23 protein-coding genes and 1 pseudogene are annotated in these 22,276 nt (G+C 72.5%); 9 read left to right on the top strand and 15 right to left on the bottom strand.

Features of this window, described 5'->3' with window-relative positions:
- Positions 1-64 precede the first annotated feature (64 nt).
- Positions 65-2,446: a discoidin domain-containing protein gene (locus IF17_RS0128865; protein WP_030571960.1), complete on the top strand. Its 2,382-nt coding sequence runs from the start codon at positions 65-67 to the stop codon at positions 2,444-2,446.
- A gap of 67 nt (positions 2,447-2,513) precedes the next feature.
- Here IF17_RS0128865 and IF17_RS0128860 read toward each other — a convergent pair whose 3' ends face one another.
- The 5 genes from IF17_RS0128860 to IF17_RS0128840 are packed head-to-tail and all read right to left on the bottom strand — an operon-like array spanning position 2,514 to position 7,389.
- Positions 2,514-3,764, bottom strand: coding sequence for an ABC transporter substrate-binding protein (locus IF17_RS0128860; RefSeq protein WP_030571957.1), 1,251 nt, complete (start codon positions 3,762-3,764; stop codon positions 2,514-2,516).
- Complete coding sequence (locus IF17_RS0128855) at positions 3,761-4,915, bottom strand: branched-chain amino acid ABC transporter permease (protein WP_030571953.1); 1,155 nt, start codon at positions 4,913-4,915, stop codon at positions 3,761-3,763. The genes IF17_RS0128860 and IF17_RS0128855 overlap by 4 nt, the downstream gene beginning before the upstream one ends.
- Entirely contained in the window at positions 4,908-5,798 is an 891-nt protein-coding gene (locus tag IF17_RS0128850; RefSeq protein WP_018513502.1) for a branched-chain amino acid ABC transporter permease, read from the bottom strand. Before IF17_RS0128850 ends, IF17_RS0128855 begins: the two co-directional genes overlap by 8 nt.
- Entirely contained in the window at positions 5,795-6,604 is an 810-nt protein-coding gene (locus IF17_RS0128845; protein ID WP_373036928.1) for an ABC transporter ATP-binding protein, read from the bottom strand. Before IF17_RS0128845 ends, IF17_RS0128850 begins: the two co-directional genes overlap by 4 nt.
- Positions 6,592-7,389 carry an ABC transporter ATP-binding protein gene (locus tag IF17_RS0128840; RefSeq protein WP_030571947.1) on the bottom strand — a complete coding sequence of 266 codons (798 nt, stop codon included), beginning with the start codon at positions 7,387-7,389 and terminating at the stop codon, positions 6,592-6,594. Before IF17_RS0128840 ends, IF17_RS0128845 begins: the two co-directional genes overlap by 13 nt.
- 452 nt (positions 7,390-7,841) lie before the next feature.
- On the opposite strand from IF17_RS0128840, the gene IF17_RS1000000139960 reads away from it, so the two are divergent.
- Entirely contained in the window at positions 7,842-8,165 is a 324-nt protein-coding gene (locus tag IF17_RS1000000139960) for a helix-turn-helix domain-containing protein (RefSeq protein WP_237667227.1), read from the top strand.
- Between the two features lie 113 nt (positions 8,166-8,278).
- On the opposite strand, the gene IF17_RS0128830 is transcribed toward IF17_RS1000000139960, so the two are convergent.
- Positions 8,279-9,394: a glycerate kinase gene (locus IF17_RS0128830; RefSeq protein WP_030571941.1), complete on the bottom strand. Its 1,116-nt coding sequence runs from the start codon at positions 9,392-9,394 to the stop codon at positions 8,279-8,281.
- 135 nt (positions 9,395-9,529) lie between these two features.
- Between IF17_RS0128830 and IF17_RS0128825 the strand changes: the two genes are divergently transcribed.
- Positions 9,530-10,027 (top strand): NUDIX domain-containing protein, encoded by a 498-nt coding sequence (locus IF17_RS0128825; RefSeq protein WP_030571939.1) that lies wholly within the window; start codon positions 9,530-9,532, stop codon positions 10,025-10,027.
- A gap of 59 nt (positions 10,028-10,086) precedes the next feature.
- Here the strand turns inward: IF17_RS0128825 and IF17_RS0128820 are convergent, their stop codons facing one another.
- On the bottom strand, positions 10,087-10,287 hold the full coding sequence (locus IF17_RS0128820; RefSeq protein ID WP_018513508.1) for a hypothetical protein: 201 nt from the start codon (positions 10,285-10,287) through the stop codon (positions 10,087-10,089).
- Between the two features lie 92 nt (positions 10,288-10,379).
- Positions 10,380-10,784, bottom strand: a complete 405-nt coding sequence (locus IF17_RS0128815; RefSeq protein WP_030571938.1) for a (2Fe-2S) ferredoxin domain-containing protein — start codon at positions 10,782-10,784, stop codon at positions 10,380-10,382.
- A gap of 375 nt (positions 10,785-11,159) precedes the next feature.
- On the opposite strand from IF17_RS0128815, the gene IF17_RS0128810 reads away from it, so the two are divergent.
- Positions 11,160-11,744 (top strand): TMEM165/GDT1 family protein, encoded by a 585-nt coding sequence (locus IF17_RS0128810; RefSeq protein WP_030571936.1) that lies wholly within the window; start codon positions 11,160-11,162, stop codon positions 11,742-11,744.
- Between the two features lie 75 nt (positions 11,745-11,819).
- On the opposite strand, the gene IF17_RS0128805 is transcribed toward IF17_RS0128810, so the two are convergent.
- From IF17_RS0128805 to IF17_RS0128785, 5 genes are all read right to left on the bottom strand, one after another.
- Positions 11,820-12,362 carry a methylated-DNA--[protein]-cysteine S-methyltransferase gene (locus IF17_RS0128805; RefSeq protein WP_030571934.1) on the bottom strand — a complete coding sequence of 181 codons (543 nt, stop codon included), beginning with the start codon at positions 12,360-12,362 and terminating at the stop codon, positions 11,820-11,822.
- A gap of 23 nt (positions 12,363-12,385) precedes the next feature.
- A complete protein-coding gene (locus IF17_RS0128800; RefSeq protein WP_030571932.1) occupies positions 12,386-13,858 on the bottom strand; it encodes an AlkA N-terminal domain-containing protein in 1,473 nt (490 codons plus the stop codon).
- Positions 13,859-13,964: 106 nt separating this feature from the next.
- Positions 13,965-14,501 carry an O-acetyl-ADP-ribose deacetylase gene (locus IF17_RS0128795; protein ID WP_018513514.1) on the bottom strand — a complete coding sequence of 179 codons (537 nt, stop codon included), beginning with the start codon at positions 14,499-14,501 and terminating at the stop codon, positions 13,965-13,967.
- Positions 14,502-14,593: 92 nt separating this feature from the next.
- The gene (locus IF17_RS0128790; protein ID WP_030571928.1) at positions 14,594-16,009 is read right to left on the bottom strand and encodes a phytoene desaturase family protein; all 1,416 of its coding nucleotides are present in this window, start codon (positions 16,007-16,009) and stop codon (positions 14,594-14,596) included.
- A 175-nt stretch (positions 16,010-16,184) separates the two neighbouring features.
- The gene (locus tag IF17_RS0128785; RefSeq protein WP_030571924.1) at positions 16,185-17,030 is read right to left on the bottom strand and encodes an inositol monophosphatase family protein; all 846 of its coding nucleotides are present in this window, start codon (positions 17,028-17,030) and stop codon (positions 16,185-16,187) included.
- A gap of 190 nt (positions 17,031-17,220) precedes the next feature.
- Between IF17_RS0128785 and IF17_RS0128780 the strand changes: the two genes are divergently transcribed.
- The 4 genes from IF17_RS0128780 (at position 17,221) to IF17_RS0128765 (ending at position 20,637) form a co-directional block, all read left to right on the top strand.
- Entirely contained in the window at positions 17,221-18,177 is a 957-nt protein-coding gene (locus tag IF17_RS0128780; protein ID WP_030571921.1) for an ABC transporter ATP-binding protein, read from the top strand.
- A 73-nt stretch (positions 18,178-18,250) separates the two neighbouring features.
- Positions 18,251-19,057: an ABC-2 transporter permease gene (locus IF17_RS0128775; RefSeq protein WP_030571918.1), complete on the top strand. Its 807-nt coding sequence runs from the start codon at positions 18,251-18,253 to the stop codon at positions 19,055-19,057.
- Between the two features lie 173 nt (positions 19,058-19,230).
- Positions 19,231-19,737 carry a GbsR/MarR family transcriptional regulator gene (locus IF17_RS0128770; RefSeq protein WP_030571915.1) on the top strand — a complete coding sequence of 169 codons (507 nt, stop codon included), beginning with the start codon at positions 19,231-19,233 and terminating at the stop codon, positions 19,735-19,737.
- Positions 19,738-19,941: 204 nt separating this feature from the next.
- Positions 19,942-20,637: a type 1 glutamine amidotransferase domain-containing protein gene (locus IF17_RS0128765; protein ID WP_026241731.1), complete on the top strand. Its 696-nt coding sequence runs from the start codon at positions 19,942-19,944 to the stop codon at positions 20,635-20,637.
- 79 nt (positions 20,638-20,716) lie between these two features.
- On the opposite strand, the gene IF17_RS0128760 is transcribed toward IF17_RS0128765, so the two are convergent.
- Both IF17_RS0128760 and IF17_RS0128755 read right to left on the bottom strand, forming a co-directional pair.
- The gene (locus IF17_RS0128760) at positions 20,717-21,082 is read right to left on the bottom strand and encodes a Zn-ribbon domain-containing OB-fold protein (protein WP_030571912.1); all 366 of its coding nucleotides are present in this window, start codon (positions 21,080-21,082) and stop codon (positions 20,717-20,719) included.
- 191 nt (positions 21,083-21,273) lie between these two features.
- The gene (locus IF17_RS0128755) at positions 21,274-22,002 is read right to left on the bottom strand and encodes a TetR family transcriptional regulator (RefSeq protein WP_030571909.1); all 729 of its coding nucleotides are present in this window, start codon (positions 22,000-22,002) and stop codon (positions 21,274-21,276) included.
- A gap of 187 nt (positions 22,003-22,189) precedes the next feature.
- Between IF17_RS0128755 and IF17_RS1000000138740 the strand changes: the two are divergent.
- Positions 22,190-22,276, top strand: a pseudogene (locus IF17_RS1000000138740) (electron transfer flavoprotein subunit beta); the annotation flags it as partial.

Below are 22,276 nucleotides of genomic sequence, written 5' to 3'. Positions count from 1 at the left end.
TTGCGGGGTCTCTCCTAGCCTCAGGGCGTCCGCAGAGCCCCCGAGCCGCAAGGACGGACCTCCCGTGACCCCTCCCCCACCACCCCCACGCCCCGGCCGCATCCTGCGGCGCTCCCTGTCCGCCTCCCTGGCGCTGGCCCTCACCGCGCTCGCCGCCGCCACCTCACTGGTCGTGGCCGGCGCACCGCCCGCCGCTGCCGCCGCCGTCCCCGCACCCTCCCCGCTGAACGTCCCCGGACGCGGGGCGACCGTCCCGTTCAAGGAGCAGGAGGCCGAGTACGCCGCGACCAACGGCACGCTCATCGGCCCGAACCGGCTCTACGGCTCGCTGCCCTCGGAGGCCTCGGGCCGCCAGGCCGTCACGCTCGACGCGGTCGGCGAGTACGTGGAGTTCACGCTCACCGCACCGGCCAACGCGATGACCTTCCGCTACTCGCTGCCGGACAACGCCACCGGGACGGGCCGGGACGCCTCGATCGACGTGCGGGTCAACGGGGCGCAGCTCAAGAGCGTGCCCGTGACCTCGAAGTACGGCTGGTACTACGGGGGTTATCCGTTCAACAACAACCCCGGCGACACCAACCCGCACCACTTCTACGACGAGACCCGGACCATGTTCGGCTCCACCCTGCCGACCGGCACCAAGGTCCGCCTCCAGGTCTCCTCCACCGCCCAGTCCCCCACCTTCACCATCGACCTGGCCGACTTCGAGCAGGTCGCCGCGCCCATCGGCAAGCCCTCCGGGGCGCTGGACGTGGTGAGCGACTTCGGCGCCGACCCGACGGGCGCGGCGGACTCCACGGCGAAGATCCAGGCGGCGGTGGATGCCGGCCGCACCCAGGGCCGGGAGGTGTACATCCCGCAGGGCACGTTCAAGGTCCAGGACCACATCATCGTCGACAAGGTGACGCTGCGCGGGGCGGGCCCCTGGTACAGCGTGCTGACCGGCCGGCACCCCACGGAGCGCAACAAGGCCGTCGGCGTCTATGGCAAGTACGCCTCCCAGGGCGGCAGTTCGAACGTGACGCTGCGGGACTTCGCGATCATCGGCGACATCCGCGAGCGGATCGACGACGACCAGGTGAACGCCATCGGCGGTTCACTCTCCGACTCGGTCGTCGACAACCTCTGGCTCCAGCACACCAAGTGCGGTGCCTGGCTGACCGGCCCGATGAACAACTTCACCATGAAGAACACCCGGATCCTGGACCAGACGGCCGACGGGGTGAACTTCCACTACGGCGTCACCAACTCCACCGTCACCAACACCTTCGTCCGCAACAGCGGTGACGACGGCCTCGCCATGTGGGCGGAGAACATCCCGAACGTCAACAACAAGTTCACGTTCAACACCGTCATCCTGCCGATCCTGGCGAACAACATCGTGACGTACGGCGGCAAGGACATCACGATCTCCGACAACGTCATGGCGGACAGCATCACCAACGGCGGCGGCCTGCACATCGCCAACCGCTACCCCGGGGTCAACTCCGGCCGTGGAACGGCTGTTTCGGGAACGCACACCGCCGCCCGCAACACCCTCATCCGGACCGGGAACAACGACTACAACTGGAAGTTCGGGGTCGGCGCGGTCTGGTTCAGCGGTCTCAACGAACCGATCCAGGGCGCGACGATCAACGTCACCGACACCGAGATCCTGGACAGCTCGTACGCCGCGATCCACCTCATCGAGGGGGCGAGCAACGGGCTCAACTTCAGCCGGGTGAAGATCGACGGGGCGGGGACCTACGCGCTCCAGATCCAGTCGCCGGGCCAGGCCAGGTTCACCGATGTCGTCGCCACGAACATCGCCCAGTCCAACCCGATCCACAACTGCGTCGGTGCGGGCTTCCAGATCACCCGGGGCTCCGGCAACTCCGGCTGGTACGCCGATCCGCCCGCCTGCACCGGCGTCTGGCCGGACCCGGTGTGGACCAACGGCGGCGTTCCGGGAGGCGGTCCCGGCGGCCCGACCGACCCGCCGGGACCGACGGACCCGCCCGGGCCCACGGACCCGCCGGAGGAGACCGGCAACCTCGCGCAGGGGCGTGCGGTGACGGCGAGCAGCCACGTCGACGTGTACGGCGCGGGCAACGCGGTGGACGGGAACCCGAACACGTACTGGGAGAGCCGTAACAACGCCTTCCCGCAGTCCCTCACCGTGGACCTGGGCTCGGCGAAGGCGGTCAAGCGGGTGGTGCTGAAGCTGCCCCCGCAGGTGGCCTGGGCCACGCGCACCCAGACCCTGAGCGTGCTGGGATCCACCGACAACTCCACGTACAACACCCTGAAGGCGTCGGCGGCTCACACCTTCAACCCGTCGAGCGGCAACACGGCGACGGTCACCCTGCCCGGGACCTCGGCCCGCTATCTGCGGCTGACGTTCACCGGCAACACCGGCTGGCCGGCCGCGCAGCTCTCGGAGGTGGAGGCGTACACGAGCTGATCAGCCGTACGAGGTCGGGCCCGGTCGCAGTTACGCGCGGCCGGGCCCGACCTCGTTGCTCAGCCCGTCACTTCACCGTGAACGACTTCGCCGCATCGGAGACCGACGCCGGGCTGATGACCTTCAGCCCGCCGGGGGCCGTGGCGTCCGGCTTCATGATGACGCTCTCCCGGGTGGACGGCGCCGCCGGGTCGGAGAAGTCGTGAGTGACCCCGAACTCGGTTCCGTACCCCTTGATCGTCAGCAGCGCCTTGTCGACGCCCTCGCGGGTGAGGTCCTTGTTGTCGCACGCCTTGTCCAGCGCCTCGCCGAAGATGGAGGCCGCCGTCCAGCCCGCCACGACGCCGTTGTCGAGGACGTCGTTCGGGTACTGCGACGCGTACTCCTTCGCCAGCAGCGACGGGCCGTCGCCGGGGTCGCCGATCGGCAGGGTGGAGGAGGCGATGTAGTAGTCCTTCAGCAGGGCCGGGCCCGCCTGGGTCTTCAACAGCTGGGGCGCGTAGGCCGAGTTGTTGCCGACGACGGGGACGTTGAAGCCGGTGGCCGCCGCGACGCCGACCAGCGAGGCCGCCTGACGCGGGCCCGCGCTGACGACGACGGCCTTCACGCCGGCCTGCTTGAGGGCGGCGACCTGGGCCGTCATGTCGTTGTCGGTCGGCTTGATCTTCTGCTCGACGACCGTGAGCCCGGCCTCCTTGGCCGCGTGCTTGGAGCCGGTGAGCGCATTCTCGCCGTAGTCGCCCTCGAAGTACACGTGGCCGATCTTGTCGCCCTTGGCGATCCGCTTCTCCTTGAGCAGGTGGTCGATCAGGTTGATGGTCTCGACGTCGTACGTGGCGCCGACGACGCGGATGTACGGGGAGCCGAGCAGGTTCGCCGACCAGGCCTGCGGCAGCACCAGCCCCTTGTCCTTGCCCTCGATGCGCTGTTCGACGGCGGCGACGAACGGGGAGCCGATGAACTGGGCGAAGCCGAGCACCTTCGGCTCCAGCTCGGTGTAGCCGGCGATGGCCTTCTGCGGGTCGTAGCCGTGGTCCCGTACGGTCAGCTCGATCTTCCGGTCGCAGATGCCGCCCTTGGCGTTGATCTGCTTCGCCCACAGCTGCTGGGCCTGAGTGACGCTCTTGCCGAGCGAGGCGTAGACGCCGGTCATGTCGGTGAGGACGCCGAGCGAGATCGTCGAGGAGGTGACGCCGGGGCCCGTCTTGATCCCGGCCTTGTCCTGCTCGTCGCCCTTCCCCTCGGTCGCCTTGCCGCTGCACCCGACGAGGGTGACGGTGAGGGCCGCGACCACGGCCGTGAGCGCTCTGAGTTTCATTTCTTCTCCCCTGACTTCTTCGGACGGTTGACGCGCGGGAGTGCGATGCCGAGGCGGGCGAGGCCGCCGGGCAGGAACAGGACCACCGCGACCACCGCGGCGCCGTACAGATAGCGGGACGCCTCACCGGGTGCCAGTCCGCCCGTACCGGGGGCGGAGACCAGCGGGAGGGAGTCGCTGTAGTGCGTGAGCACCTGCGGGAGCAGGGAGACGAAGAAGGCGCCGACGACGGCCCCCGCGACGCTGCCGAGCCCGCCGATGACGATCATGGCGAGGTATTCGAGGGAGAGGATCATGCCGAAGTACTCGGGCACGGTCCGCTGGAAGACCAGCGCGAGCAGGACGCCCGCGAGGCCCGCGTACATGGAGGACAGGACGAAGACCCCGGCCCGGTAGCGCGCCACCGGTACGCCCATGACCCCCGCCGCGATCCGGTGGTCACGGATGGCGTTCATCGCCCGTCCCGGCCTGCCCCGCAGGATGCCGCGGGCGAACAGGGCGCTGAGGAGCAGGGCGGCCAGGCCCACGTACCAGAGCTTCTCCGAGGAGCCGAACGGGACGGCAGCGACGACGACTTCGGTGTCGTCGAAGGTGAACCCGAAGAGGGAGAGCGGCGGTACGGCCCGCCCGTTGTAACCACCGGTCAGGGAGCCCGCGTTGAACAGGACGTGCTGTCCGATGAAGATCAGCGCGAGAGTCGCGATACCGAGGTAGGCGCCGCGCAGCCGTCCGGCGATCGGGCTGAACACCCCACCGGCGGCTCCCGCGAGCAGGACGGCGAGGATCGCGGCCAGCCAGGTGGGCAGCCCGAGGCCGGTCAGGGTGTGGCCGTTCTCGGTGCTGGACTCCCCCGCCAGGATGCAGTAGCTGTACGCGCCGACGGCGAGGAAGAAGGCGTGGCCCATGGAGAGTTGGCCGGTGGCGCCGGTGAGCATGTTGAGCCCGATGGCACCGATCGCCGCCGCCATCGCGAACAGCCCGGCCTGGAGCCAGAAGCGGTCCAGGTAGAACGGGAGGGCCAGGAGCAGGACGGAGGCGACGAGGACGGCGTACGTACGGGGTCGGCGCAGCCGGTCGGTGAAGGCCGCCGCGCCACCGGGTGCGGGGGCGGTGGTCACCAGGGGGGCCGCTGCGGCGGTGGTGTCAGACACGGGCCAGCTCCTTCGTGCCGAAGAGTCCGGCCGGCCGGATGAGCAGGACCGCGACCATCACCAGATAGGGCGCCAGATCGCCGATGCCCCGGCCGAGGAAGGAGAGGTCGCTCTGGTAGCCGGTGGCGAGCGACTCGGTGACACCGACGATGAGCCCGCCTGCCAGCGCCCCGGTCGTGGAGTCGAGTCCGCCGAGGATCGCGGCGGGGAACGCCTTGAGCGCGGCGAGCGAGGTGGCGCGCTCCAGACCAGGGGTCGGGAAGACGGTGAGGAAGAGGGCGGCGACGGCGGCGAGGGCTCCGGCGACGGCCCAGGCGGCGAGCGAGACCCTGCCCAGCTTGATGCCCATCAGGGCGGCGGTCTGCGGGTTCTCGGCGGCGGCCCGCATCGAGACGCCCCACGAGGTGTAGCGGAAGGCCAGCAGGAACACGGTGATGAGGAGCCCGGCGGCGAGGAACGCGGCGATCCTGGTCTGGGCGAGGGTGATCCCGCCGATGTTCACCACCTCGTTGCCCCACGGGTCGCCGAGCGCGAGGACGTCCGTGCCCATACGGCGGGTGAGTTCGGTGATGAGGAGGATGTCGACGCCGATGGTGACGATGGCCAGGACGCTGTGGTCGCTGCCCCGGTAGCGGCGCATCACGAAGAACTCGATGGCCGCCCCGACGGTCGCGGCCCCGGCGATCCCGACGAGCAGCGCGGGCCAGAACCCGATGTCGTCGTGGAGGACGGCGGTGACGTAGCCGCCCGCCAACAGCAGTGAGGCGTGGGCGAAGTTGACGACTTCGGTGGCCTTGAAGATGACGACGAAGCCGAGGGCGATCAGTGCGTAGACCGAACCGATCGACAGGCCGCCGAGGAGGAGTTCGATGAACGTGGTCATTCCGGTGCTCCCAAGTAGGCCTGGACGACGGCCGGGTCGTTCTGGACCTCGGCGGGGGTGCCGCCCGCGATCCTGCGTCCGAAGTCGAGTACGGTCACCTCGTCCGCCAGCCGCATCACCACGCCCATGTCGTGCTCGACCAGCACGATGGAGATGCCGAGGCTGTCGCGGACGTCGGCGACGACGGCCGCGGTACGGCGGCGTTCGTCGGCGGTCATCCCCGCGATCGGCTCGTCCAGCAGCAGGACCCGGGGCTCCATGCACAGGGCGCGGCCGAGCTCGACGAGCTTCTGCTGCCCGTACGGCAGTGAGCCCGCCGGGCGTTCCAACGCGGCCTCCAGGCCGATGAACGCGGCGATCTCGCGGACCCGGTCCAGGTGGCGCCGCTCCTCGCGGGCGGCGGACGGCAGCCGCAGGCCCGTGGCGAGGAAGCCGGAGCGGGTGAGCCGGTGGCGGCCGAGCAGCAGGCTGTCGGCGACGGTGGCGTGCGGCGGGAGCGCGATGTTCTGGAAGGTGCGGGCGACGCCGAGGGCGGCGATGGCGTGCGGCGGGAGTCCGGTGAGCTCGGTGGTGCCGAGGTGGACGGTGCCCGCGGAGGCGCGGTAGACGCCGGAGAGGACGTTGAAGCAGGTGGACTTGCCGGCGCCGTTGGGGCCGATCACGGCGTGCACGCTGCCGGGTTCCACGGTGAAGGAGACGCTGTCGAGGGCGGTGAGCCCGGCGAACCGTACGGTCACGTCGGAGACGGTGAGAGCGGCCGTGGTGGTGCCGGTCTCGGGTGCCGGTGCGGTGCTCACGCGGACCACCTGCTCAGGGTGCGCCGGTCGCGGGACGCCACGTCGGCGTCGGCGGCGGCCTCCTCGTCGACCACGCCGAGATAGCGGCGGCGCACCTCGTCGGAGGCGGCGAGCTCATCGGCGGGCCCGTGCAGGGCGACCTCGCCGACGTCCAGGACGTACGCCGTCGAGGCGAGGCGCAGCGCGATGGCCGCGTTCTGCTCGACGAGCATGACGGAGGTGCCGCTCGCGTTGATCTCCTGCACGGTCTCCGCGATCCGGGCCGCCATCAGCGGGGCGAGGCCGAGGGATGGCTCGTCCAGCAGGAGCAGCCGGGGCCCCGCCATCAGGGCGCGGCCCATCGCCAGCATCTGCTGCTCGCCGCCGGAGAGGAGCCCGGCCCGCTGGTGCGCGCGGTCGGAGAGGACCGGGAACAGTTCGTGGACGCGGGCCAGGGCGGCGCTCGTCCGCTTGCGCCCGCCGCGCGCCCCGAGGGCGCCCGCGCGCAGGTTGTCGGCCACCGTCATCCGGGCGAAGACCTGTCGGCCCTCCGGTACCTGGACCACTCCGGCGGCCACCACCTGGGCGGGCCGCAGCCCCTCCAGGGGACGGCCGTCGAAGCGGATGGTGCCGGTGCCCGTACCGCGGTGGAAGCCGAGGGTCCGCGATACGGCCCGCAGCAGCGTGGTCTTGCCCGCGCCGTTGCCGCCGAGTACGGCGGTGATCGCGCCGTCCGGGACATCGACCGAGATGTCGCGCAGGGCGCGGACCGGGCCGTAGCCGACGGACAGTGCGCGGATCTCCAGCGTTGCCATGCGTCCTCCTCCTTCCGCCTTCTCGTGTCGTGCTCATGGGTGGTGCTCGTGGGTGCTCGTGGACCGTGCTCATCTGTGTGGATGTGGCTTCGTGTGGTGCCACAGACCAGCACCGGCCGGAGCGCGCGTCCACGGGGCGGGGCGGACTCGATGCGGGTGACCAGCGAGCGAAGGGCCTCGTTGTGCACGCGCACAGAGGCGGTGACGGGCGGGCTCCCGCCCGCGCGGCCGGTGGCATCCTCGTCGGTCACCGGGGAGACCGGCCCTGGTGGCCGCTCCGCGGCGGTGTCCCGCCGGCTGCCCCGGCGGCGGGCGAGGGGCGCCGGTCGTCGGTCCGGCGGACGGAGGCGGAGATGCGAGGGGAGACGGGGGCCGGGGGCCCGCACGCCGGGAACGCCGGGGGCTCACACGCCGGGAGCCCGGGAGCTGAGGTCCTGGGTGCGCGGGAGGCCTTGGCGCCGGACGAGCGGTGGCCGGCGGTCCTGGTGGCGGGTGCGCCGCAACTGTCCGCGCGGCTGATCGCGGAGGTGTTCGGCCCACTGTTGGCCCTGTCCCCGGCGGAACGGGCTCTGTTGGTGGGGACGTTGGAGGCGTGGCTGGAGTGCGGGGGCTCGGTGGGGCGGGCGGCGGTGCGGCTCCGGTGCCACCGGAACACGGTGTTCAACCGGCTGCGCCGCCTGGAGCGGCTGACCTCACGGTCGCTGTCGCACCCGTGCGAGCTGGTCGAGACGGTGCTGGCGCTGGAGGCGCTGCGGTGGGCGGCCGGGCGGGGGTGAGCCGTCGAGGCCTTGCGTCGGGGGTCCTCCCGCCCGCCTCCGTACCGGCAGCGGGCGGGAGGACACGGAAAAGGACCGGCCGTACGTTCCCGTACGACCGGCCCGTTCCGTCGTCAGCTCAGGAAGTCCCGCGCGATCGACTCGGCCGCCCGCTCCAGCAGGGGCCCGGCCTGGGCCATCGAGACGGCCGGGTCCGGTTCCAGCTCGGCCAGGGCGTAGGCGCGCGCGATGCCCGCCCCGCTCAGGGCCTCCTGCGACAGGGCGAGCCGGCCGCAGACCGCGACGACCTCGATCCCGGCCTCCCGGGCGGCCGCGGCGACCCCGGCCGGGGCCTTGCCGTGCAGGGTCTGCTCGTCCAGCGAGCCCTCGCCGGTGATGACGAGGGTGGCGCGGGCGAGCGCCGGGGCGAAGCCGAGGACGTCGAGCATGACCTCGATGCCGGGCCGGAAGCGGGCGCCGAGGGCGACGAGCGCCCCGTAGCCGATACCTCCGGCCGCGCCTGCACCGGGCAGGGCGGCAGTCTCCGGTCCCAGGACGGAGGCGTAGTGATCCAGGGCCGCGTCGAGGACCGCGATGTCCTCCTCGCTCGCGCCCTTCTGCCGCCCGTACACCTCGGGGGCGCCCTTGGGCCCGGTCAGCGGGTTGTCCACATCGCTGGCCAGGATCAGGTCGATGTCCTTCAGGCGCGGGTCGAGCCCGGAGAGGTCGGCCTCCGCGAGCTCGGCGAGCCCCCCGCCGCCGGGGCCGACGGGCTTGCCGTCCGCGTCCAGGAAGCGGGCCCCGAGCGCGGCGAGCATGCCCGCGCCGCCGTCCGTGGTGGCGCTGCCGCCGACCCCGAACACGATGGTCGTCGCCCCGGCCTCCAGGGCGGCCCTCAGCAGTTCGCCGGAGCCGTACGTGGTGGCCGTGAGCGGGGCGAACACCCCGTCGGGCAGGTGCTGGAGGCCCGAGGCCTCGGCCATCTCCACCACGGCGGTGGACCCGCGCAGCGCGTACGCCGCCGTCACCGGGTCCCCGAGGGGTCCGGTCACCCGCGCCTCGCGGCGCTCGAACCCGGCGGCCACCGCCGCCGCGACCGTGCCGTCGCCGCCGTCCGCGACGGGCAGGGTCTCCACCCGTACGCCGGGAGCGACGCGCCGCAGCCCGGCCGTCACCCGCTCCGCGACCTGTACGGCCGTGAGCGAGCCCTTGAACTTGTCCGCCGCGACGAGCACGCGGGCGGTCTCCACATCTGCTCCGTCCGTCACCTTGCATCCCTTGCCTTCGAACAGAGTCGCGCCGCCCCGACCCTATCCGCACGCCCCCTGATCTGCCCATGGCCGTCCGCAACCGCCCCTCCACGCTCCCCCACTACGCTGTCGCCCGTGACGACTACCGATCCGCACTACGCCACGTACATCGCCGGGCTGCCCAAGGTCCTGGCCGGAGCCGCGTGCCTCTTCCGCGACGCGGAGGGACGGGTCCTGCTCGTCGAGCCGAACTACCGCGAGGGCTGGGCGCTGCCCGGCGGGACGGTCGAGTCGGAGGCGGGCGAAGGCCCCCGGCAGGGCGCCCGGCGCGAGACGGTGGAGGAGATCGGGCTCGACATCGCACCGGGCCGGCTGCTCGCCGTCGACTGGGTGCGGGGCCCTGACCGGCCGCCGATCGTGGCGTACCTGTACGACGGCGGGGTGCTCACCCCGGAGCAGCTCGCGGCGATCCGTCTCCAGGAGGAGGAGCTGCTCTCCTGGAAGCTGGTCGCCCGGGACGACCTGCCCGTCCACCTGCTCGGCCGACTGGAGGGGCGGGTGCGGGCGGCCCTGGAAGTGCTGGAGTCCGGTGCGGGCACGGTGGAGCTGGAGGACGGGAAGCCGGTGGCTTAGGGGTGGGGAGGGCGACGGAGGCGCCGGCCCTGGTGGGCGCGTGGCTCGGGCGGGCGGCGTCAGCCCTGCTGAGCCTGCGGCTTGGGCTCCACGTCCCGCACCGACTCCTCGCGCTCGGCGACCAGGGCCTCGGTGCGGTGGCCGCGGGCGATGTAGTCGCGCACCACGAGTTCCACCGCGTCCTGCGGGCTGCCCACGCCCGCGAGGACCATGACTTCGACGACGAGTTCGGCGTCCAGACTGACGCTCACCTTGGCCATGGCCGGACTGTACCCCTGAGGAACGCGCTCGCGGGTGCGTTCCCGGTGTCTCCACGGACTCCGGCATCCCCGGCCATCGGGGCCCGAGCGGCTCAGCCGTCCAGCCCCGCCCGGACCCGGCGCGAGGGCTGGAAGACGTACAGGTCGAGGATGTCGGGGGCGTCCACGAGGCCGGGGCCGCCGGCCGTCGCCCAGGTGATGACGTCCTGCTCCGCGTGCTCGTCGTTGACCAGGCCCAGCCAGACCGGGCGGCCCCCCGCTCGGCGTCCCTCGGCGGAGGGCTGGACGACGATCACGTTGCCCTGCTCGCAGGCGTCCAGGCACTCGACGGCCCGCACGGTGGCGGCGCCCTCCAGGCCGGAGCGGAGCCGGGCCAGCTGGGCGGCGTGGTCGACGCCCGGGATCTTCTCCGTGCCGCAGCAGCAGCCCCGGCAGACGCTCACGGTGGGCCGGGGAACGCTCTGGGCGGGCACGTCCTTGCGGGGGCGGCGGCTCATGCGGGCACTTCCGGTCGGTGAGGGGGAGCGGGACGGCGACCACCACCGGTGCGGGTGATCACGGCGACTCTACCGAGGCCGCCCCGCTTCGAACACCTGCCCTCCCACCGGGCCAGGTGGGGTAGTGTGGATGGCTGCGAAGGGGAGTAGCCCCGCAAACCGGTCGTCGACACACTGGAACCTCCGGGTTCCCGGTGGCCGGGCTCGTGGATCCTTGAGGGGATCATCTGACACGGGCGGGCGAGACCTTCGGTCCTGTATGACACGTCCACGCCCTGTGGGCGCTGCCGTCATGCCGGGCCGAGTGGTCCTCCGAACAGCCCGAGCGCGCTTCGCGAAGATCCGGGGCCCGGCTCGCACAGAAAGCCACCCGGAATGCACCTCGACCCCCTGGCGATCATCACCGCCTTCGGGCTGATCTTCCTCGCGGAGCTCCCCGACAAGACGATGTTCGCGTCGCTGGCCATGGGCACGCGGATGCGCCCGCTCTACGTGTGGTTCGGCACGTCTTCCGCGTTCATCGTGCATGTCGCCATCGCCGTGGGCGCGGGCAGCCTGATCGGGCTGCTGCCCGACTGGACCGTCAAGCTCGTCTCGGCCTCGCTCTTCGCGTTCGGCGCGTTCATCCTGCTGCGCGGCAGCGGCGGGGACGACGATGACGACGCCGAGGTGAAGACCGTGACCGGCTTCTGGCCGGTCTACTCGACCGCGTTCATGGCGGTCTTCATCAGCGAGTGGGGCGACCTGACCCAGATCACCACCGCCAACCTGGCCGCGAGCAACGGCACCTGGTCCACCGCGATCGGGTCGGCCGCCGCCCTGATGTCCGTCTCGGCCCTGGCGCTGCTCGCGGGCAAGTTCATCGCCAAGCGCGTACCGCTGAAGACCGTGCAGCGCATCGGCGGGATCTGCATGCTGGGCCTGGCGATCTGGACGGCTGTGGAGATCTTCACCGGCTGACGGCGGTGAAGCCTTTCGGGGGCGTACCGATGCCGGTGCGCCCCCAGCCTTTCCGCCTTTTCCGCCCTTTCCACCTCAGAACAGCGCCTGCACCCCGTCGCTCCGCCGGCCGCCGCTCTCGAAAGCGAGCAGCCGCTGCTTGCGGTCCAGGCCGCCGCCGTAGCCAGTGAGGCCGCCCGAGGCTCCGATGACCCGGTGGCACGGCACGATGATGCCGACCGGGTTCTTGCCGTTGGCCAGGCCGACCGCTCTCGACGCGCCCGGCTTGCCGAGCTCCTCGGCCAGTTCGCCGTACGTACGCGTCTCCCCGTACGGGATCTTGCTCAGCTCCGCCCAGACGCTCCGCTGGAACGGGGTGCCGTGCAGGTCGAGCGGGAGGTCGAAGGTGGTGAGCTCGCCGGCGAAGTACGCCGTGAGCTGGCGGATCACCTCGGGGAAGGGTTCCGGGTCCGGGACGCCGAAGGTCTCCTCGGGCGGGCGGTGGCGCTGGTCGGTCATGTAGAGGGCGGAGAGGACGCCGTCGGTGGCGACGAGCGTCAGCGGGCCGTAGGGGCTGTCGACGACCGTGTGCTGCTTGGTGGGCGGGGACACAGTGGGCGGGGACACGAGGGTGGTCATGGCGGGGCTTCCTCCGTCAGGCGTCAGGCGGGCAGGTGGTTGATGGGGTGGTCGTCCACGGTCCAGAGGTACTGGACGGCGTACGCGCGCCAGGGGCGCCAGTCGGCGGCCCGTGCGGTGAGGGCGGCGGGGGTGGCCGGGAGGCCGAGGCGTTCGGCCGCGCGGCGGATGCCGAGGTCGGTGGGGAGGAAGGCGTCGGGGTCGCCGAGCGCCCGCATGGCGATCGCCTCGACCGTCCAGGGGCCGAATCCGGGAAGCGCGGAGAGTTCGGTGCGCGCTCGTTCCCAGTCGGTGTCGGTGCCCAGGCGGAGCGTTCCGTCGGCGAGTGCGGCGACCAGGGTGGTGAGCGTGGTGCGGCGGGTGCGGGGCAGCGCCAGGGTCTCCGGGTCGAGTCCGGCCAGCGCCTCCGGGGTCGGGAAGAGGTGGGTGAGCCCGCCCTCGGGGTCGTCGACGGGCACCCCGTGCGCGGTGACCAGGCGGGCCGCATGGGTGCGGGCGGCGGCGGTGGAGACCTGCTGGCCGAGGACCGCGCGTACGGCGAACTCGGCACCGTCCACCGTACGCGGCACCCGGCGGCCGGGTCCCGCCTCCACCAGCGGGGCGAGCAGCGGGTCGGTGCGCAGCCGGTCGTCGACGGCGACCGGGTCCGCGTCCAGGTCCAGGAGCCAGCGGCACCGGCTGATCGCCTGGGTGAGGTCGCGGGGGTCGGTGAGGGAGAGCCGGGCGGCGATGTGGCCGGGCTGCGGGGTGAGGGCGACGGTGCCGTGGCCGTACGGGAGGGTCAGCGTGCGGCGGTAGGCGCCGTCCCGCCACTCCTCGACGCCGGGGACGGCGGTCGCGGCGAGGTGGCCGAAGAGGTTGCTGGGGTTGAGCGGGGCCCGGTACGGGAGGCGGAGCGCGATCACGCCGGGGGTGGCGGGGGCGAGGGGGCCGCGGGCGGCGCGGGTGCGCAGTTCGCCGGGGGCCAGGGCGAAGACCTCGCGGACGGTCTCGTTGAAGGTGCGGATCGAGGAGAACCCGGCGGCGAACGCCACCTCCGCCAGGGGCAGGGTGGTGGTCTCGATGAGGACACGGGCGGTCTGGGCCCGCTGCGCGCGGGCCAGGGCCAGCGGTCCGGCGCCCAGCTCGGCGAGGAGCTGGCGTTCGATCTGGCGGGCGGAGTAGCCGAGCCGGGCGGCCAGGCCCGGCACGCCCTCGCGGTCGACGACCCCGTCCCGGATGAGGCGCATGGCGCGGGCCACCGAGTCGGCGCGCGCGTTCCACTCGGGGGAACCGGGGCTGGTGTCGGGGCGGCACCGCTTGCAGGCCCGGAATCCGGCCTGCTGGCAGGCGGCGGCGCTCGGGTAGAAGGTCATGTTCCGGACCTTGGGCGGCACGACGGGGCAGCTGGGGCGGCAGTAGATCCGGGTGGTGAGGACCGCGGTGAAGAACCAGCCGTCGAAGCGGGCGTCCTTGGACTGGACGGCCCGCACGCAGCGCTCGGTGTCGGTGTGCATGGTTCCAGGATGGGTCACCGGTCAGGGGCCTGGCTGGCGGAAATCCGACATGGGCCTCGGGGCCCGCAGACTGTGGCCCGTGGAGCCGCCGCCGTTCCCCCGGGTGTCAGCCGCGCATCGCGAGGACTTCCTCGAACTCCACGTACGCGTGCGCGTCGAAGAGCACGAACCGCACCTCCTCGACCGGGGCGACTGTCTCCGCGAGCACCGTGCGCACGGCGATCCGCGCCCCGTCGTCCATCGGCCAGCCGTAGATGCCCGTCGAGATCGCCGGGAACGCGACGGTCCTGGCGCCCAGTTCGGCGGCCAGGTGCAGGGATTCGCGGTAACAGGAGGCGAGCAGTGCGGAGCGGTCCTGGGCGCCGGAGAAGACCGGGCCGACCGTGTGGACCACCCAGCGCGCGGCCAGGCGTCCGGCCGTGGTGGCGACGGCCCGGCCGGTGGCCAGGCCCTTGCCGTACTGCGAGGCGCGCAGCTCCCGGCAGGCGGCGAGGATCTCGGGGCCGCCGCGCCGGTGGATGGCCCCGTCGACCCCGCCGCCGCCGAGGAGCGAGGAGTTCGCGGCGTTGACGATGACGTCGACGGACTGGTCGGTGATGTCACCGCGGACCAGGCGGACCGCGGGGGTGACGGAGGTGCTCATGCGGACATCATGCCGCGCTCGACGCGCCCGTGCCGCCCGCTCCCACGGACCGGGCCCGCGGGACGGCACCGCCCTGCTCCCGGCGGCGGATTTCAGGCGGCGCGCAGCCGGCGCCATACGGCCTTGGCAGCGTGGTGGCCGGACATGCCGTGCACACCGGGTCCGGGCGGGGTGGCCGAGGAGCAGAGGAAGACCGCCGGGTGCGCGGTGGCGTACGGGACGCGGGCGAGCTTGGGGCGGAGCAGGGTCTGGAGGCCGGAGAAGGCTCCGCAGGCGATGTCGCCGCCGACGTAGTTGGCGTTGCGGGCGGCGAGTTGGGGCGGTCCGGAGACGGCCCGGGCGAGGACCAGGTCGCGGAACCCGGGGGCGAAGCGCTCCAGTTGGCGTTCGATGACGTCGGTGGCGTCGCCCTCCCAGTCGGCCGGGACATGCCCGTACACCCAGAAGACGTGGCGTCCTTCGGGGGCGCGGGAGGGGTCGGTGAGGCTGGGCTGGGCGGTGATGAGGAAGGGGACGGAGGGGTCGCGGCCGTCGACTGCGGCCCTGAGCGCGGTGTCGATGGTGCGGGCGTCGGGGCCGATGTGGACGGTGCCGGCGCGGCGGGCGGCCTCGGCGGTCCAGGGGACGGGGCCGGAGAGCGCGTAGTCGATCTTGAAGGCGGAGGCGCCGTAGCGGTAGTGGCTGTAGGCGGAGCCGAGGCCGGCGATGCGGGCGAGCGCGGAGGGTGACGTGTCGAAGATGTAGGCGCGGGCGGGCGGGAGTTCGTCGAGCCGCTTGACCTCGCTGCCGGTGCGGATGGTCCCGCCCTGTTCGCGGAGATAGGAGGCGAGGGCCTCCGAGATGGCCTGCGATCCGCCGCGCGGCACCGGCCAGCCGTTCTCGTGGGCGGCGAGCGCGAAGACGAGGGCGATGGCCGAGGTGGCGAAGCCGCTGGTGGGAGCTATGGCGTGGGCGGCGAGCCCGGCGAAGAGGCCGCGGGCCTTCTCGCCCTGGAAGCGCCGGGAGACCCAGGAGGCGGGCTGGAGGCCGAGCAGGCCGAAGCGGGCCAGCCGGTACGGATCGCGGGGCAGGCCGTCCCAGGGGGTGCGCAGGAAGTCGGCGGCGAGGGTGTCCCAGCGGCCGGTGAAGGGGGCGACGAGGCGGCGGTAGGCGCCCGCGTCGGCGGGGCCGAGCGTCATCGCGCTCTCGCCGACGGAGCGGGTGAGCGCGGCGGCGGTGCCGTCGGGGAAGGGGTGGGCGAGGTCGACCTCGGGGTGCAGCCACTCAAGGCCGTGCCGGCCCAGGGGCATCGCCCTGAACGCGGGCGAGCCGATGCCGAGCGGGTGCACGGCGGAGCAGGGGTCGTGCCGGAACCCCGGCAGCGTCAGCTCCTCGGTGCGGGCGCCTCCGCCGACGGTGTCGTGCGCCTCGTGGACCTCCACGGCGAAGCCCCTGCGGGCCAGTTCGGCGGCGGCGGTCAGCCCGTTGGGCCCGGCCCCCACGACGACCGCATCGAGCATCGACGGCACCTTGGGACTCCTTCGTCGGCCGGCAGGCGGAACCCCAGGGTATTCGGGCGCACCGACAGCGCGGACGCGGGGACCCCGGGGCCCGGCCCGGGGAGCCGTCGGCCGGACCGCCCGGGATGGTTCAGCCGCCCGGGGTGGATCAGCCGCCCGGGATGGGTCAGCCGCCCGGGGTGGATCAGCCGCCCGCCCTCAGGGCGGCCAGGACGCGCTGGGCGGTGGCCTCGTCGCGGGCCGCCGTGAACGGCAGGTCGTTGCCGCCCGCGATCCGGTACGGGGCACCCGACAGGGTCGCCTGGGCACCGCCCGCCTCGGTGACCAGGAGCAGGCCCGCCGCATGGTCCCAGGCGAGCTCCCAGTTGAAGGCGACGGCATCCTGGGCACCGCGTGCGACCGCCAGGTATTCGAGCCCGGCCGAGCCGCAGGGGCGGGGGGCGATGCCTTCGGTGCGCAGGCCGAGCAGGGCCCGCTTCTGCGCCTCGGTGGTGTAGTCGGGGTGCGACATCGCCACGTTCAGCACGGCGCCGGGGGCGGGCGCGCCGGAGCGCACTGGGGTGCCGTTCAGGGTGGCGCCCCGGCCGCGTACGGCGACAGCCATCTCGCCGAGAACCGGCGCGTACGTCCACGAGGCGTGGACCTCGCCGTGCAGGGCGAGGGCGACCAGGGTGCAGAAACCGGCCTCGCCCCGGACGAACTGGCGGGTGCCGTCGACCGGGTCGACGATCCAGACCGGGGCGTCGCCGCCGAGGGCGTCGTAGACCGCCGGGTCGGCGTGGACGGCCTCCTCGCCGACGACGACCGAGCCGGGCAGCAGCTTGGTGAGGGCGGCGGTGAGGTGCTCCTCGGCCAGCCGGTCGGCGGCGGTGACCAGGTCGTGCGGGCCGCTCTTCTCGATGATCTCGTGGGCGGCGAGCTTCCGGTGGCGCGGCATGATCTCGGCCGCGGCCGCGGCGCGCACGGCCGCCTCGACCTCGGCGAGCGGTCCGGTGGGCCCGGCGGTTCCGTACAGGAAGTCATCGATCATGGCTCCAGCTAAGCACGGTCCGCCGGGGCCCTTCGGACCGGAGCATTTCGGGCCACGGGAGGTGAGCATTCCGTTGCAGCTGGTGAGCTGCGCCGATAGTCTTGTTGATCAGATTCAGTAACCAGTGAACGAGCCGTACGTGTGGACGCAAGACGCAAGACAAGACGCAAGAGGAGAGAGCAGAAGAGACGTGACCCCTCTCATCGAATGTACTGATGTCACCAAGAAGTTCGGTGACTTCACCGCGCTGAACCGGCTGAACCTGACGGTCCCCCTGGGCGTGATCTACGGCTACCTGGGCCCCAACGGAGCGGGCAAGAGCACCACCATCCGTATGCTCATGGGCCTCTCCCGGCCCACGTCGGGCCAGGTCAGAGTGTTCGGCCAGGACCCGACCGACCCCGAGGTCCGGCGGCGCATCGGCTACCTCCCCGGCGAACTGCGGCTGGACGAGCGGCTGACCATCGGGCAGACGCTGACCTCCTGGGGGCGGCTGCGAGGACTGACGGACACCTCCTACCGCGACGAGCTGGTCCAGCGGTTCGGCGTCGACCCGTCCCGGCAGGTGCGCGGGCTCTCCACCGGCAACCGCCGCAAGGTCGGCCTCGTCGGCGCCTTCATGGCCAGGCCGGAGCTGCTGATCCTCGACGAACCGACCAACGGGCTCGACCCGTTGATGCAGCAGGTTTTCCTGACCACCGTCGAGGAGGCCCGGGAGCACGGGCAGAGCGTGCTGCTCTCCTCGCACATCCTCTCCGAGGTCGAGCGGGTCGCGGACCTGGTCGCCGTACTCCAGGGCGGCAAGCTCGCCGCCTCCGGGCCGACGCGCGAGCTGCGCCGCCAGGCCGCGCAGCGCTTCCACATCACCTTCGCGGAGGGCCAGGACGTGCCGCTCGACGCGCTGGCCGCCCTGGACGGGGCATCGGGTGTGGAGCGGCGCCGGCCGGAGGGCCAGGAGGTCTCGCTGGCCTGGGCGGGCTCGCCCGACGCGCTGCTGACCTTCCTGGCGGACCACCGGATCACGACGCTCACCGCGCCCGAACCGGACCTGGAGGAGGCGTTCCTGGAGTACTACCAGCAGGACGTCCCCAGCAGCCGGAGCTCCACCGCCGAGGAGCCCTCCCCGGCCGCCGATCCGGTGCGGTAGCGACGCCGGCCGCCACCGCCACGGGTCATCAGTCACCAAGGCCGCTCCCCCGGGCCGGCCGGAAGGGAAACACATGTCATCGCCCAGCTCGGAGATCTTCCGGCGCGGAGTACAGATCCAGAAGCGCACCCTGATCGCCTGGTCGGCCGCGCTGGTCCTGCTCGCACTCTCCGTCGTCGGCGCCTGGCCCTCGATGGAGAGCTCCGGCGCCCTGGAGGACTTCTCCACCGGTCTGTCGCCGGAGCTGGCCGCCGCGCTCGGGGTCGACCAGATCGCCAGCGCCAGCGGCTATCTCAAGGGCAATCTGTACGCGGTCCTGCTGCCGCTGCTCCTCGGCCTGATGGCCGTCACCGCCACCGCCGCCCTGACCGGCGGCGACGAGGAGGCCGGGCGGCTCGAACTGCTGCTCGCGCTGCCGGTGGCCCGCCGCCAGGTCTTCCTGGTGCGCTTCCTCTGCGTGGCCTTCGGCCTGGTCCTCACCAGTGTGCTGGTCTGGCTGTCGGTGTACGGCTCGGTGGTCTCGTACGACATGGACGTCTCCGCCGGCGGGGTGGCCGCGGTGACGCTGACCGTCGCCCTGCTGGCCGTGCTGCACGCGGGGATCGCGTACGCCATCGTCGGGTTCGGCCTCGGGCGTGGTCCCGCGCTGGGCGTGGCGGCGGGGGTGCTCGTCGTGGGGTACCTGCTGCACGGCATCGCGCCGATGTCCGACGCCCTGGAGCCGCTCGCGAACCTCTCCCCCTGGGAGTGGGCGCTGGGCAGCGATCCGCTGGTCAACGGCGTCCCGTGGGGCGGGGTCGCGCTGCTGGTGGCCGTCTCGGCCGTGGTCGTCGCCGCCGGGACGTACGCGGTGGACCGGCGCGACATCAAGAACGCCTGACCCGCAGGTCCGCGCCCGCCCGGAGCGGCCCGGCGTCTCCCCCGGAGGCGCCGGGCCGGCCCTTTCCCGGATCCCGGCCCTTTCCCGGATCCCCGGCCCTTCCCGTAACATCCGCTCGGCGGGCCACCGGCTGACCGTCGCCTTCCTCAAGGCCTGAGAAACCCAGCGAGACCATGACTGACCACGACAGCACGCCCGACGCCGGATCGTCCCCGGCCCCCGGACCCGAGGGGTTCAGCGCGGGGGAAGCCTCCTTCATCAGCGAGATGGGCTCGCTGATGGAGCGCTGGGGCCTCCCCCAGGCCACCGGCCGCCTCTTCGGCTACCTCCTGCTGCGCAACAAGCCGGTGGACCTCGACACCATGACCCGCGAGCTCGGCCAGGCCAAGAGCGGACTCAGCGTGGCCGCCCGCCAGTTGGAGGCCTGGACCCTGGTGCGGCGCTCCACCAGGCCCGGCAGCAGGCGGATCGATTACGAGGCGGTGGGCGACCTCCAGCACCTGCTGCTGGTGAACAACGCCCATATGCGCAAGTTCACCGAGACGCTGAGCTCGGGCATCCCGGTGGCGCACGGCGAGGCCCGGGACCGGCTGGCCTCGCTCGCCGACCTGTTCAGCGGGTTCGTGGAGCAGACCGAGGCGCTGGTGGCCGACTGGGAGGCCCGGCGCACCACGTCCTGACCTGGCGAAGGGGCGCGCCGGGGCGCGCCGGCCGTCCCCGGATGATTCGGACGGGCAGCCGGGGGCAGGCGATCCGCCGGACGGCCGATCGCCGCCGACCCGTCGGAAGCCTCTTTCCGGCACACGTCGGCGGGGCGCGGATCCTGGCCGGGCCGGGCCTACCGTCGGCCTGGTCAGCCACCCCGACCAACGGAGATGTACGACATGGCAAAGATCCTTTTCGTGGTGACCGGCGCGGACCACTGGACCCTGGCGGACGGTACGGCCCATCCGACGGGCTTCTGGGCCGAGGAGGCCGTGGCCCCGTACCAGGTGTTCACCGGCGCCGGCCATGAGGTGGTCGTCGCCACCCCGGGCGGCGTCGTCCCGACCGTGGACCGCGGCAGCCTGGCCCCCGACGTCAACGGCGGCCAGGAGGGCGCCGACAAGGTGGCGGCGGGGCTTGAGGCGTTCGAGGAGCTGCGGCGGCCGGTCGCGCTGGAGAACGTGGACCTGGACGCGTACGACGCCGTCTTCTACCCGGGCGGCCACGGCCCGATGGAGGACCTCGCGGTGGACCCGGCCTCCGGTCGGCTGCTCACCGAGACCCTGGCCTCGGGCAAGCCGCTCGGCGTCGTCTGCCACGCCCCGGCGGCGCTGCTGGCCGCCACGGGCCCGGACGGCACCAACGCGTTCACCGGCTACCGGCTGACCGGCTTCACCAACGCCGAGGAGACCCAGGCGGGCTTCGCGGACAAGGCGAAGTGGCTGCTCCAGGACCGGCTGGTGGCGCTGGGCGCGGACTTCCAGGAGGGCGAGCCCTGGGCGCCGTTCGTGATCACCGACCGGAACCTGGTGACCGGTCAGAACCCGGCCTCCTCCACACCACTGGCCGAGGAACTGCTCAAGCGGATCGGCTGACCGGGACGCCTCCGTGACGCCCGCGCCCCGGCCCGCAGTACGGCCGGTCAGGCTCGTACGGCCCACGTGTGCGCGGGCGTCACCAGTCCCGCTGCCCCGGCGGCTCGCAGAGCTCCAGGACCACGGCGCCCGAGTCCGGGTCCTCCCCCGCGAGGGGCTTCACGCGGGCGCCGACCGTCACCATCTGCGGTGCGGCGCCGACGACCTGGCAGCGGAAGACGAAACCCTCGGGGAAGCGGACCAGGGATTCGTTGCGCGCCGCCTCGGTGTAGCGGTGGACCACGGCGGTCCGTACGACCACCCCGTGGCCGGTGGTGCGTTCCGGCTCCAGTTCACTGGACGCGCACACCGGGCAGAGCAACCGCCGGAAGGAGGCGGTGCCGCACCAGCGGCAGCGGTTGTAGGAGAGGCCGCACTCCTCGTGCGCCTTCTGGACGGTGCCCATTCCTGCCTGAGACACGGATCGACCCCCTGCGCTCGACTCGGACGCGCCGCACCTGGCTGACGGCGCGTCCGCACCATATGGCACTGAGTGCCGGAGAGTAAAGGCACTGAGTGCCGATTATTACCGAGTTCTTGCCGCGGGCGTCGCCCGGTGCCGCCGCGGGACCGCTCAGCCCTCACCTTCGGCGCCGCTCAGCTCTCGCCGACGGCCGCCTCGATCTGCTGCACGACGCGCCACATGGGGGTGCCTTTGGCGGCCACCATGACGATGACCTCGTTGTCGCCGGATCCGGCGGTGATGCCGCCGGCCGGCACCGGTTTCTCCAGCTGCCCATCAAGCTGTTTCTCCAGCGCGGGCGAGGGCTCGGCGGGCCGCTCCCACACATCCCGTACCAGGTCGAGGGCATGATCCACGGCCGCCTCGGGATCCCCCGCACCGCCCGAACGCAGCCACAGCCGCAGCCCGTTGTTGTGCGCGGCGACCACGGAGGCGGCGATCACCTCGGCCCGCAGCTCCCCGTCGCCGTCCGCCCCGAAGCGGCCCCGGAGGTGACCGGCGAGCGTCTGTTCGTACCGGCGCACCACGGAGAGTTCGTACGTCCGCAGTCCGGGCACCTCCCGGGTGAGCCGGTAGCGCTGTACGGAGAATTCGGGGTCGGCCGCGTACATCCGGAGAACGATCCGCGCCGCGTCGCACACCGCGCCCACCGGATCGCCGTCGTCCACGGCGGCGAGGAACTCCGTCATCTCGGCGAGACAGCGCTCATGATCCGGGAAGACCACGTCCTCCTTGGAGGGGAAGTACCGGAAGAAGGAGCGCCGCCCCACCCCGGCCCGCGCCACGATGTCGTCGACCGTCGTCCGCTCGAAGCCCCGCTCCAGGAAGAGCTGGAAGGCAGCCTGGGCGAGCACCTCCCGCATGGGTGTCTTCTTCTCGGGTCCGCGTGCCTCGCTCATGCGGCGAAACGTAGCACCGGAAGGAGAATTTTGGCACTGGGTACCTTTACAGAGGGTACTGAGTACCATAAGGTCACCCTTAGAAACCACACCCAGGTGGGACCGGGCCCGATCGGCAGGGGACCACACCCAGGTAGGCAGGAGAGCCGGCGTGAGCTTGAGGATCGTTGTCTGTGTGAAGTACGTGCCCGACGCGACCGGTGACCGGCATTTCGCCGATGACCTGACGCTGGACCGT

This window comes from Streptomyces cyaneofuscatus (assembly GCF_000718135.1).
In the GTDB taxonomy this organism is placed as follows: Bacteria; Actinomycetota; Actinomycetes; order Streptomycetales; family Streptomycetaceae; genus Streptomyces; species Streptomyces cyaneofuscatus.
Note: the sequence above shows the minus strand (reverse complement) of the source record. Positions and strands in the feature narration are given on the sequence as shown.

Excerpts from the sequence above, each read along its gene's own strand:
- IF17_RS0128860 (WP_030571957.1), bottom strand. The coding sequence starts at position 3,764 with ATGAAACTCAGAGCGCTCACGGCCGTGGTCGCGGCCCTCACCGTCACC.
- IF17_RS0128850 (WP_018513502.1), bottom strand. The coding sequence starts at position 5,798 with ATGACCACGTTCATCGAACTCCTCCTCGGCGGCCTGTCGATCGGTTCG.
- IF17_RS0128840 (WP_030571947.1), bottom strand. The coding sequence starts at position 7,389 with ATGGCAACGCTGGAGATCCGCGCACTGTCCGTCGGCTACGGCCCGGTC.
- IF17_RS0128820 (WP_018513508.1), bottom strand. The coding sequence starts at position 10,287 with ATGGCCAAGGTGAGCGTCAGTCTGGACGCCGAACTCGTCGTCGAAGTC.
- IF17_RS0128815 (WP_030571938.1), bottom strand. The coding sequence starts at position 10,784 with ATGAGCCGCCGCCCCCGCAAGGACGTGCCCGCCCAGAGCGTTCCCCGG.
- IF17_RS0128810 (WP_030571936.1), top strand. The coding sequence starts at position 11,160 with ATGCACCTCGACCCCCTGGCGATCATCACCGCCTTCGGGCTGATCTTC.
- IF17_RS0128805 (WP_030571934.1), bottom strand. The coding sequence starts at position 12,362 with ATGACCACCCTCGTGTCCCCGCCCACTGTGTCCCCGCCCACCAAGCAG.
- IF17_RS0128800 (WP_030571932.1), bottom strand. The coding sequence starts at position 13,858 with ATGCACACCGACACCGAGCGCTGCGTGCGGGCCGTCCAGTCCAAGGAC.
- IF17_RS0128795 (WP_018513514.1), bottom strand. The coding sequence starts at position 14,501 with ATGAGCACCTCCGTCACCCCCGCGGTCCGCCTGGTCCGCGGTGACATC.
- IF17_RS0128785 (WP_030571924.1), bottom strand. The coding sequence starts at position 17,030 with ATGATCGATGACTTCCTGTACGGAACCGCCGGGCCCACCGGACCGCTC.
- IF17_RS0128775 (WP_030571918.1), top strand. The coding sequence starts at position 18,251 with ATGTCATCGCCCAGCTCGGAGATCTTCCGGCGCGGAGTACAGATCCAG.
- IF17_RS0128770 (WP_030571915.1), top strand. The coding sequence starts at position 19,231 with ATGACTGACCACGACAGCACGCCCGACGCCGGATCGTCCCCGGCCCCC.
- IF17_RS0128765 (WP_026241731.1), top strand. The coding sequence starts at position 19,942 with ATGGCAAAGATCCTTTTCGTGGTGACCGGCGCGGACCACTGGACCCTG.
- IF17_RS0128760 (WP_030571912.1), bottom strand. The coding sequence starts at position 21,082 with ATGGGCACCGTCCAGAAGGCGCACGAGGAGTGCGGCCTCTCCTACAAC.
- IF17_RS0128755 (WP_030571909.1), bottom strand. The coding sequence starts at position 22,002 with ATGCGGGAGGTGCTCGCCCAGGCTGCCTTCCAGCTCTTCCTGGAGCGG.